Genomic DNA, 10,972 nt, shown 5'->3' with positions numbered 1-10,972 from the left:
TTGAGGAATGAACGATGAGTCAAAAAAGAGTTTTAATTGTTGACGATCAAGGTGAATTGAGAAAATTAGTCCGAATGACGCTTGATTTTGGTGATTACGAATTACATGAAGCAGAAGATGGCCAACGTGCATTGGCATTAGCCAAAGTGATCCAACCCGACTTAGTTATTCTAGACGTAATGATGCCTGGTGAAGTTGATGGTTATCAGGTCTGTGAACAACTAAAAAAAGACAGTAGTGTAAAAATTCCATATGTGATGTTGTTAACAGCGCGAGGGCAAAAATCTGACCTTGAAGAAGGAGAACGTGTTGGGGCAGACAGCTACCTTGTTAAACCCTTTAGTCCATTAGAATTAATACAAAAAGTTAATGATGCATTAACTTAACTATAAATAGATCTAATAGTTAATAGAGAGTAATCAAATGTCAGTTCATCATTTTATTGGTAATGAAATGGATTCGCTTGTTAAAAAACTTGCTGCAACGCCAACAGACATAAATCTTGTCTGGGACGTTGTTAAAGTCATGGAGACAGAAAAAGAAGACTTACAAGCTCAGCTTTTTCGTTATGCACAAGACATTCAAAAACTACTTTTTGAGCGCGATATAGCGGCAATGAATGAAAATGAAAAAAATGCCGCCTATAAACAATTAGAACGATTTAATCATGACTTTATGATTTTGATTGAGCAAAAAGAAAAATCATATCAAGCGCTTGAATCATCTCATCTTGATACTATAAGGCGTTTAGCGACAGCAGCAGAATTTAAAGATGACGATACCGGCGCACATATCATTAGAATGAGCCGTTTCTCTTCAATAATTGCGCGTGCTTATGGTCAAGATGAAAAATACTGTAATCTACTTGAGCAAGCCAGCCCTATGCACGATATAGGAAAGATAGGTATACCTGATGATGTCTTGAAAAAACCAGGTAAATTAACTAAAGCAGAATGGGTATTAATGCGTAAGCACCCCGAGTATGGCGCTAATATTTTAAGTGGTTCAGACGTTCCTGTCTTACAAATGGCGGAAGCAGTAGCTTTAGCACACCATGAGAAATTTGACGGTAGCGGATACCCCTCAAATTTACAGGGTGAGCAAATTCCTTTAAGTGCGCGCATTGTTGCTTTGGCAGACTTTTTTGATGCTCTAACCATGGATAGATGCTATCGCCCGGCATTCTCTGATGAAAAAGCACTTGCTATGGTGAAAGAAAGCAGCGGCACGCATTTTGATCCCAATGTTGTTAAAGCTTTTTTCTCTGTGAGTAACGACATTATTAATGAACGCGATAGAATTAATAAGGAAAATTAAGCTTTATTTTCGCCTGCAACCGTTTTTATATTTGGCTTTTTTTGCCTATAAAGTAGATCTCCTCACCAATGCAACTGTTATAAATTAACAGTTTCATCTCAGCGATAGATAACATAAAAAATCTGAGCAACACAGTCTTCGGCTGTTTTAACCATGGGGTTACTCTACAGAGTTGACTGTTGTCAGTGCTTAGTATACATTTTATTTATACGGAAAATGCGGAAAATTCAGAATAAAAAGAAAGGAGTTTAATTAAATGTCTCAAGTCACTGATTCAAAAGTGAAACACTGTACCTCAAAGCAAGCAGCTAGTTTGTTAGAGGTAACAACACGTACGATTCAGCTTTGGTCAGAATCAGGAATATTAAAGGCTTGGAAGACAGTAGGTGGGCACAGGCGCTTTAATCTAGAGGATATTGAAGCGCTTAAGGCTGAACTTAAGCAAGAGACTAACGCTGCTGTCGAGCACAAGTTAGTACGTGTTTTAGTGATAGAAGATGAGCCTGATTTAATTATGTTGTATAAAATGACTATTGAAGGTTGGAGTTTACCTATTATTCTACAAACGGCTAGCGATGGTTTTCAGGGCTTAATACAAATAGGCGCATGGAAGCCTGATATTGTCATTACCGATATTCAAATGCCCAATGTAGATGGTATTCATATGTTAAAAAGCCTGGTCAAAATGGAAGAATTTAACGACATGGTGGTTATGGCGGTATCAGGATTATCAAAAGCAGAGATTACTCAAAAAGGTGGCTTACCAGCAGGGATACCTATTTTCACTAAACCGATTCCATTTGATGAAATTGAAAAAATCATCAGTCAGCAATGTAAAACACTATTAAGTAGTTAATCACTATGAATAAATTATTTGTTAAACTTTTATCCCAACTTAGCGATGGCATTGTGATGTTTGATATAACAGGTAAGGTATTTTTTAGTAATTTAAAAAAATTAGGTTTTGAAGGCGTTGTGGTTGGCAATAAAATAGCCGATAACCGTGTTATGGAAGCCGTAGCTGAAATGCACACGAGTGAACTAGAGCAAGTAAAAGACATAAAGTTAAATGGCATTGGGCAGGTTGAAAACAATAACCATACGGTTATCTTTCATGAAGAAAATATGTTTTGTCTATATATTAGAAAGGAGCTTGAAAGAGTAAAGTATCAGGGACTACAAGATAATATGTTTAAACTGATTAATCATGAATTACGTACCCCTATGCAAGCCTTTACAGAGGGAGCATTTTTTCTTTCTGAGCGGCTTAACACAGACGAAATCAAGGGAGAAAATCTTGATGCTCTGATTGAATTAACCATTAACAGTGCTAAAGAAGTAACCACCAAAATGGAAAAACTACTTGAGTTGTCTGAAACTTATGGTGACGACCCCATGCGTAACAAAGAACGTATAAGCCTGGTTGAAGTGACTCGTAGCGCCATTAGCTCACTTAGCGAAATGAGTGCCAGTAAAGATATTGTTATTAGACTCAAGCAAAAAGGTGAGATTATTGGCAATTTATACGGTAGTTTTGGCTGGCTAAAACGTGCCATTACAGAATGTGTGCAAAACAGTATTGAACATAGCCATAAGGGCAGTGAAATTCATCTGCAGCTTAAGCAAAGTAGTCATTTTGCCCATATAACTATTCGTGATTTTGGACGAGGAATTTCCCCAAAAGTAAAAAACACATTATTTGAACCCTTCATAGGTGGCGGTGATAAAGAGGGATCTAGCAATCAAGGTCTAGGTATTGGGTTAAGTTTAGCTAAAACCATTATTAAAAATCATGGCGGCAATATAAAAAATGTCAATATAAAAAATGCCGTACAATTTCATATTGAATTGCCGACCGGTGGTGAAAAATCGTCGAGTAATGATTTGGATATACGCCAATCACAACTATATGCACGCGATATGGCTTTACTGATGAATAGAGACAAGTCATAAACTTAAAGCGTTATGCCACTATCCTAAAAAATGCTCATCCTTTCAAAATAAAGGGTATTTGATATGAAAAAGATCATAATATTATTAACAATCGTTTTTGCTACCCATATGGCCCAAGCGGAAAAAGTATTAAGCTTAGGTGTAGTACCGCAACAATCTGCTTCGAGTTTGGCTAAAGTATGGGTACCATTGGCAATGTTTTTGTCTAAACAAACAGGTGAAAATATTCGTTTCGCCACCGCACCTACTATTCCAGAATTTGAAAAACGCGTAGCGGTGGGCAGGTATGACATTGTTTACTTAAATCCATATCACTATACGCTATTCAGCAAATCTATAGGTTTGCGAGCGATTGCAAGACAAAAAGATAAGCGTATTCAGGGCATTATTGTTGTAGCTAGTGACAGTGAAATATCAAACCTAGCTATGTTAGAGAAAGCAGAAATTGCTTTTCCTGCTCCTGCTGCATTCGCCGCAACCACGCTCCCACAAGCCAACTTAACGCTGGGTAATATAGCTTTCACGCCAAGGTATGTGTCTTCTCATGACTCTGTCTATGCCGGTGTTGCTAAAGGTTTATTTGTGGCCGGGGGCGGTATTGTTCGCACCTTATCTACCTTGCCTAAAGCGCTGTCAAATAAATTAAAGATAATATGGCGCTCAGATGGCTATACACCGCATGCCTTCGCTGTAAGCTCAACAATAAGTCCTGAAGCTGCAGTCAAGATTCAAAACGCTTTAGTGTCGTTAAATGAGCAAGGAGAAGGCAAAAATATTCTTAGCAAGTTAGGTTTTAATACCGGTATTGTTAAAAGCACTGATAGTGATTGGGATGATGTTAGGGCACTCAACATCAAGATAATAAAACAATAAAAGAAACTCATACCAATGTTTAAATTATCATTCAAAACAAAAACCATTATGGGTATCGCACTTATCGAAACTTTTTTTCTATTGATATTGGTGTTAGAAAGTCGATCAATTTTATATGAAACCATTGAATTTGACCTCAAAGAACGTGCACACAACATTTCTACATTATTAGCGACAGCATCAGTAGACGCGGTTGTTTCTGAAGATATTGCCACATTAGAGTCAATCGTAGACTCAGCAATGATAACCTCTAATATTCTTTATATTAAGATACGCGGTTTAGATCGAGTATTAGCAGAGCGAGGTGAGCAAGCTTTTTTAGAGCGTAAATTTAAGGCCGATAACTCTATCGCTGAAAGTGAAATAGACCAAAGTTTTGATGTCTTTTCAGAGATATTTGTTGAAGGTTATCGATTTGGCCGTGTTGAAGTTGGGCTTTCTTTAGCAGAGCAGAAGGCCATAATTAAAGCAGCAACACAGAGCTTAACGACCATAGCGCTAATAGAACTGATGTTTGTAGGACTGTTTTCATTGTTGCTTGGCATAACACTAACCAAACGCCTTATATTATTGCAAGAGGCGGCGGTTAAGATGTCTCAAGGTGAAACGGGTTTGCAAATTCCTCTTGCAGGTAATGATGAGCTAACAGATGCATCGCGGGCTTTTAATTTGATGTCGACTAAAATATCAGCAGTCACTCAGACGTTGAAATCTGATAATGCTCGCATGGATGCCATCATGAATACCGCGACAGATGCTATTTTCATGATCAGTTTAGATGGTGTAGTTCACTCTATGAATAGAGCGACTCATGTTCTTTTTGGTTATCAAGAACAAGATATTATTGGCCAGAGTATGTTTGATTTTATTCCTGAACTGCATTTATGTGACATAGAGTTATCGACAGCTAGGCACGTACAGTGTGTTAATGGCGTTACCTCTAAGGGTAAAAAAATCCCCTTAGAAATTCATTCAAGTGGCATGGAGTTCAATAATCAACACTATATTGTTGGTGTAATACGGGATCTAACGATTATAAATCAGCTCAAAGATGAACTAGAAGCGGTATTTAACTTAAGTCCCAATGGTTTTTTAATACTTGCTAAAGATTTGTCTATTTCATATGTGAATCCAGCGTTCTATTCCATGTTTTCGTTAGTAACAGACTGTTTAAATGATCATGACTGGGAATGTTTTAAAGGGGTAATAGCTAAATCAATGGACTATGATCAGCATAAAGATATGAAACTATTAGACGAGTTATACACTGAAAATATTTTGTATTTAAAATTACCGGTAGAAAAAATATTACGTGTCTCTCGACAAAAAATAGACAAAACTGATGTCGACTCTTCAGATATATTATTTTTTGTTGATATTACGCATGAAACCATCGTAGATAAAATTAAAAGTGAGTTTTTAACGTCTGCGGCACATGAACTCCGCACTCCTTTAGCCAGTGTCATGGGTTTTAGTGAACTGTTAACCATTTGCAATTATGGCCCAGAAAAAACCAAAGAAATGGCCGGAAGTATCAATAAACAATCAAAGCGTCTCAAACAGATAGTGGATGATTTAATCGATGTTGCCAGTATAGAAAATAAAACGCCTGGTATGCTTGATATGGTGCAAGACACGTTAAAGATAACGCTAACTGAACTCTGTGACGAATTTTCTGGCAGTGATAACTTTCATACTATCGACTTACAGCAGCCAAAATACTGGCCTCTTGTTGCATTTGACTCATCTAAAATACGTCAGATTATCTCTAACATATTGAATAATTCATACCGATATTCTCCAAACAGCTCGGTAGTGAAAGTTTACACCACAATGAAAGTAACAGAAGAAACATCAGAATTTGGCGTGATAATTGAAGATAGCGGTATAGGAATGACAGCAGAACAATTATCCCATGTAGGTGAGCGCTTCTACAGAGCTGATACCTCTGGAAATATACCGGGCACAGGATTGGGCATAAGCTTAGTTAAAGACCTTATAAATATGCACAACGGACGATTTGAAATAACAAGTACCATTGGACAAGGCACAATTGTAACGCTTTGGCTGCCTAATATAATAATGGATCACGTCAAGCTAGATAAAATCTTATGATGAAACTAAATATATTCAAACCGGCTATCTATTGATCGGTGAATCACATCAATATAGACAAGGTAAGTTTGAAAAAAAAATCCAGCTCTATTGTGAGTAAGGTATCTAGACATAAAGATCGCAAGTGGTTTATAGATGCATGTGTAGCCCAAAATAATAAAATCACTAATAGTGCTGACAGCAAAATTCCCTGGGATAGAGAACATTTAACTCGCCGTATGAAGTTTGTTAGCTGCAGGGATTATAAAAAATGATGCCTATAAGTAAACAGAAAATAAACTTGAGCTGAAAGTACTTTATGACTTAAGTTATTGTTGAACGTAAGCGTATAGCTAACAGCAGCTGCCGTTAGCTATACGCTTACGATTAAATGCAGGTCAAATGTAGGTTGGACTTTAGTCCATCGGGTTAAATGTAATTTAACCCGATGGGCATAAATAAAATCAAGAAAACAATAACCGCGGCAGGTGTTTGTTGGCCCATTAGGTTAATCGTCCGCTTAACAGTTGACGGACTTAAGTCCGACCTAAAAAATACTGGCACAAGGCTAAAATTATTACCCGTAGTTACTGTGTAGTTGATGTATAGATGAAATGCAGGTCAAATGTAGGTTGGACTTTAGTCCATCGGGTTAAATGTAATTTAACCCGATGGGCATAAATAAAATCAAGAAAACAATAACCGCGGCAGATGTTTGTTGGCCCATTAGGTTAATCGTCCGCTTAACAGTTGACGGACTTAAGTCCGACCTACAAAATACTGGCACAAGGCTAAAATTATCACCCGTAGTTACTGTGTAGCTGATGTAAAGATTAAATGCAGGTCAAATGTAGGTTGGACTTTAGTCCATCTGGTTAAATGTAATTTAACCCTTTTGGGCATAAATAAAATCAAGAAAACAATAGCCACGGCAGATGTTTGTTGGCCCATTAGATTAATCGTCCGCTAACGGTTTACGGACTAAATGCCGACCGACAAAGGCAATCTCGAGCCTTATTTTTTTTCTGCGGTTTTATGATATTAATTAACGCCACAATAACTCACTAATTAACTCTCTTGATTAATAATTGGCTTTCCTGGCTCAGTTTTACTGATCACTAACTCAATGGTTGAAAAAAGCGCCTGATTTGGATATCCATCAGCAATCAGTTGATGCTGTAGTTGAAATGAGCGAATGGCATCTCTACTTTTAGGCCCCCAAATACCATCGGGTTTACCTGTTTTAAACCCTAAGCTATTAAGCTGGCTTTGGAGGTTTTTCATTTGGACAACACTAAAGGATTTGATCTGAGTTTGTGCTTTGTTAAAAAATTCGATGCCTTTAGCGCCAACTAATTTATTAGCTAATATGCCAACGGATAAGGCATAACTCTTTGAAAGATTCCAGGTCATAATGACATTGAAATTAGGGTAGAGTAAGAATGCTGGCCCTTTATGGCCTGAGGGCAGATAAAGCTCAGCCTGAATATCATAAGCGGGTAAGGCTTGCTGGTTAGTTTGTTGAACACCTAACTGCTGAAAATAATTCAGCGGGTAATATTGATCAAAAGCGACTTTATCAAAGGCAAAGTTTTTCGGTAATTTAACTTCTCTGCCCCAACGCTCTTTTGACTGCCAACCTATTTTATTTAAGTAATTAGCCGCTGTGGTTAAAGCGTCAACCTCACTTTGCCAAATATCTACTTTGCCATCATTGTCACCATCAACCGCATATTTTAACAATGCAGTTGGCATAAACTGCATATGACCCATAGCACCAGCCCAAGAGCCTTTTAGTTGCTCAACAGAGACCTGCTTACGCTCTATTAAGGTGAATAAGTTTAATAGTTCTAGAGTGAAAAACTCACTACGGCGTTGATCACAAGCTAAGGTTGCCAAGGCATTCAATACCGACATTTTACCTTTGTGCTTGCCAAAAACAGTTTCTAAGCCCCAAAAAGACACTAGATATTGGCGGGGAATACCGTATTCTTTTTCTAACTTATCAAATAACGTTTTGTTATTTTTTAACTTTTCTTTACCCACACGAAGATGGTAAGCACTCACTCTAGCTTTAATATATTGCTCAAAGGTTTGCGTAAACTCAGGTTGTTTTTTATCTAACGCAATAACGCGCTTAATAGGGGAGATATTATCAATAACCGTTTCAGTGATATAAGTAGAAAATCCTGCGGTTTCAGCGCGTTGCGCTAAATTAACTTTACATTGGAGAAAGTTTTCATCGGCAATCGTCGCATTGGCCAGTATAGGGAAAAATAGACAGATGATGATTAATTTTTGATAACTAAAAAAATTAACACTTTGTTTAACAAAAGGGTTTGATAAGTTCATGAATGAAGCTTCCTTAGCTCAAAGTAAAGTTGAAAACGAAACTGAAAAATATAATAGCATCGTTAGATTGAAAAAATAAAAATAAAAGTAAAGAAATTCACTAGAGAACCCCAGTGAGCCCAAATAACTAGGCTAAAATAAAGGGCGTTTAACGGCCTTTGTTAGTCGCGGCACTCTAACGCCAAACAATAAAATAAAGGTTAAATGGGCAAGGTAAGTGAGTTGAAAAGGGTGCTTTATATTATTGACAGAATAGGGCATTAATTTAATAGAATTGGTATAATTTCACCCTGAGTAATTTCTCCCTGTATAAGGCTGGTAATGCTAGCCACAAATTATCTGATATAGCTGGACTATAGCCTGACTGTAGCCTTGTGGTATATCAAGCTGGGAAATACAGTTCTAATCCTAATCTAAAGGCAATGTCAGTTCATGGTAGAAAATAGGAGTCAATTGCAGCGCAATTATGACCAGCAAGGTTATTTTGTTATTAGAAATTATTTCACGGTGGCTGAAATTGCAGAGCTTAGAGCCGTGGTATTAAAGTTTCATCAGTTATGGCAACAAGACAATGCAACATTTTATCAGGAGGAGGCTTTCAACTCTTCGTTAATTACTGGCAGTGAGTATTTAGCCTTTGATGATAGGGTGCAGCTGTTTAATTTTATCAGTTCAAAAAAAATCATGGACGTTGTCGAGGCGATTGTCGCGAATAATCCTGCCTTTATGAATACGCAATTATTTTTTAATCCAGTTAACCCCAAACAAAAAGATTTTTGGCATCGAGACTGTCAATATGATCATGATGTTGCAGGGCAAAAGCTTGCTATAAAGCAGACACAAGTATTACATCTTCGTGTGCCATTATTTGATGAACTTGGCATGGAACTCGTGCCGGGTACTCATAAGCGCTGGGATAATGATGAAGAATTTAATGTCCGCCAAGAAGAAAAAGGCAGCCTTAGTAGTGACGACCTTGCTAGTGGTGAAAAAATTAAGCTAGCGGCGGGTGATTTGTTAGTTTTTTCAGCTGATATGATCCACCGTGGTTTATACGGATTAGACCGATTAGCGTTAGATATTTTAGTGTTTGATTCAGCCGGCGATTTTGCAGATTATGTTGATGACGATTGTTTGCCTGATACCTCAATGCTAGATAAAATTGACGATCCCAGGTTATTCATTAATACCCTTAACTTAAAGTTGAACGGCTGATATGTTAAAAATACCCTTAGCGGTTCAGTGTTAATTCAGTGCGAGTTCAGTAGGCACTTAAAGTTAGAGCTTGACGCATGACTTTTGATTTACTCGCCGTCATGCACTACTAATGGCGTGAAAGTTAGCTGTTGTTATCAGTGGTATTCAGATAGAATTCGGCCCTTACTTTTTAGCGACTGGCAAAAAAGTAAGCGTTAACGCTCAGCAACTTCCTATTTTTTCTAAAACGGCATGAAACAAACAATGAATGATAAAACAATAGTAACTCATAACGGTAATTTTCATGCGGATGATGTTTTCAGTATCGCTGCACTTAAAAGCATTCTTCCTGCTTTTACTCTTATACGCACACGAGATTTAGCCGTTATTGCCAAGGCTGATATTGTGATTGATGTAGGCGGTGAATATAATCCAGATGCAGGCCGCTTTGATCATCATCAACGTGGCGGCGCAGGTGAGCGTGAAAATGGTATTCCTTATTCTTCATTTGGTTTAATTTGGCAAAAGTATGGTGTAGAAATATGCCACGGTGATGCAGATGTTGCTAAGTCGCTTGATACCGGTTTGGTATCAACCATCGACGCTATTGATTGTGGTCATGTTCAAGGGGTTTCAACCGGTATTAGCCTGAGCCAAACTATTTCAATGTTTAACCCAACGTGGCAAGAAGACAGTCATTTTGATCTTTGTTTTGATGAAGCGGTGGAGTTTGCCTCGCGAGTTTTAGCCCGTTTTATTGCTTCTGCAAGCGGTGGCATTAATGCTAAATCAATTGTGGCGAAAGCTGTTGAGAACGCAGCAGACCCAAGGGTTATCGTATTAGAAAAATACACGCCTTGGAAAACAACTGTTCACACGCTATCTAAAGAAGCCTTGTATGTGATTTATCCGTCGGGCTCTGGACCCTTTAGAATTCAAACGGTACCGGTTGAATTAGGCTCATTTGAAGATCGCAAGCCATTGCCTAAAGCATGGGCCGGTTTAGCGGATCAAGCACTACAAGACGTCAGCGGTATTGATGACGCTATGTTTTGTCATAATGGTTTATTTATTGCCGGTGCACAATCGTTTGAAAGTGTGATGAAAATGGCCGCTATAGCACTAGCAGAATAAGCCTAGCACTTGTTAAGATAAAGTTTTAGAATGTTAAATTAACTGTATTTAA

Annotated in this window: 9 protein-coding genes; 8 read left to right on the top strand and 1 reads right to left on the bottom strand. The window is 37.8% G+C overall.

The features are described from left to right. Positions 1–14: 14 nt before the first annotated feature. The 6 genes from H4J59_RS00940 (at position 15) to H4J59_RS00915 (ending at position 6,258) form a co-directional block, all read left to right on the top strand. Positions 15–386: a response regulator transcription factor gene (locus H4J59_RS00940; RefSeq protein ID WP_182235997.1), complete on the top strand. Its 372-nt coding sequence runs from the start codon at positions 15–17 to the stop codon at positions 384–386. Positions 387–423: 37 nt separating this feature from the next. Then, entirely contained in the window at positions 424–1,317 is an 894-nt protein-coding gene (locus H4J59_RS00935; RefSeq protein ID WP_182235995.1) for an HD-GYP domain-containing protein, read from the top strand. 256 nt (positions 1,318–1,573) lie between these two features. Then, the gene (locus tag H4J59_RS00930) at positions 1,574–2,173 is read left to right on the top strand and encodes a response regulator (RefSeq protein WP_182235993.1); all 600 of its coding nucleotides are present in this window, start codon (positions 1,574–1,576) and stop codon (positions 2,171–2,173) included. A gap of 5 nt (positions 2,174–2,178) precedes the next feature. Continuing rightward, positions 2,179–3,270, top strand: coding sequence for a sensor histidine kinase KdpD (locus tag H4J59_RS00925; protein ID WP_182235990.1), 1,092 nt, complete (start codon positions 2,179–2,181; stop codon positions 3,268–3,270). Between the two features lie 63 nt (positions 3,271–3,333). Next, complete coding sequence (locus H4J59_RS00920) at positions 3,334–4,143, top strand: phosphate/phosphite/phosphonate ABC transporter substrate-binding protein (RefSeq protein ID WP_182235988.1); 810 nt, start codon at positions 3,334–3,336, stop codon at positions 4,141–4,143. Between the two features lie 15 nt (positions 4,144–4,158). After that, positions 4,159–6,258, top strand: a complete 2,100-nt coding sequence (locus H4J59_RS00915; RefSeq protein ID WP_182235986.1) for an ATP-binding protein — start codon at positions 4,159–4,161, stop codon at positions 6,256–6,258. Positions 6,259–7,305: 1,047 nt separating this feature from the next. Here the strand turns inward: H4J59_RS00915 and H4J59_RS00910 are convergent. Further along, positions 7,306–8,589 (bottom strand): lytic murein transglycosylase, encoded by a 1,284-nt coding sequence (locus H4J59_RS00910; RefSeq protein WP_182235984.1) that lies wholly within the window; start codon positions 8,587–8,589, stop codon positions 7,306–7,308. Positions 8,590–9,021: 432 nt separating this feature from the next. On the opposite strand from H4J59_RS00910, the gene H4J59_RS00905 reads away from it, so the two are divergent. Next, the gene (locus H4J59_RS00905; protein ID WP_182235982.1) at positions 9,022–9,804 is read left to right on the top strand and encodes a phytanoyl-CoA dioxygenase family protein; all 783 of its coding nucleotides are present in this window, start codon (positions 9,022–9,024) and stop codon (positions 9,802–9,804) included. A 246-nt stretch (positions 9,805–10,050) separates the two neighbouring features. Continuing rightward, on the top strand, positions 10,051–10,920 hold the full coding sequence (locus H4J59_RS00900; RefSeq protein WP_182185127.1) for an MYG1 family protein: 870 nt from the start codon (positions 10,051–10,053) through the stop codon (positions 10,918–10,920). Positions 10,921–10,972 lie beyond the last annotated feature (52 nt).

Source organism: Colwellia sp. MB02u-10 (assembly GCF_014077185.1).
Taxonomy (GTDB): domain Bacteria; phylum Pseudomonadota; class Gammaproteobacteria; order Enterobacterales; family Alteromonadaceae; genus Cognaticolwellia.
Note: the sequence above shows the minus strand (reverse complement) of the source record. Positions and strands in the feature narration are given on the sequence as shown.

What these genes read in the sequence shown, in the direction of transcription:
- H4J59_RS00915 (WP_182235986.1), top strand. Translation starts at nt 4,159, where the DNA reads ATGTTTAAATTATCATTCAAAACAAAAACCATTATGGGTATCGCACTT.
- H4J59_RS00930 (WP_182235993.1), top strand. Translation starts at nt 1,574, where the DNA reads ATGTCTCAAGTCACTGATTCAAAAGTGAAACACTGTACCTCAAAGCAA.
- H4J59_RS00900 (WP_182185127.1), top strand. Translation starts at nt 10,051, where the DNA reads ATGAATGATAAAACAATAGTAACTCATAACGGTAATTTTCATGCGGAT.
- H4J59_RS00920 (WP_182235988.1), top strand. Translation starts at nt 3,334, where the DNA reads ATGAAAAAGATCATAATATTATTAACAATCGTTTTTGCTACCCATATG.
- H4J59_RS00935 (WP_182235995.1), top strand. Translation starts at nt 424, where the DNA reads ATGTCAGTTCATCATTTTATTGGTAATGAAATGGATTCGCTTGTTAAA.
- H4J59_RS00925 (WP_182235990.1), top strand. Translation starts at nt 2,179, where the DNA reads ATGAATAAATTATTTGTTAAACTTTTATCCCAACTTAGCGATGGCATT.
- H4J59_RS00940 (WP_182235997.1), top strand. Translation starts at nt 15, where the DNA reads ATGAGTCAAAAAAGAGTTTTAATTGTTGACGATCAAGGTGAATTGAGA.
- H4J59_RS00910 (WP_182235984.1), bottom strand. Translation starts at nt 8,589, where the DNA reads ATGAACTTATCAAACCCTTTTGTTAAACAAAGTGTTAATTTTTTTAGT.
- H4J59_RS00905 (WP_182235982.1), top strand. Translation starts at nt 9,022, where the DNA reads ATGGTAGAAAATAGGAGTCAATTGCAGCGCAATTATGACCAGCAAGGT.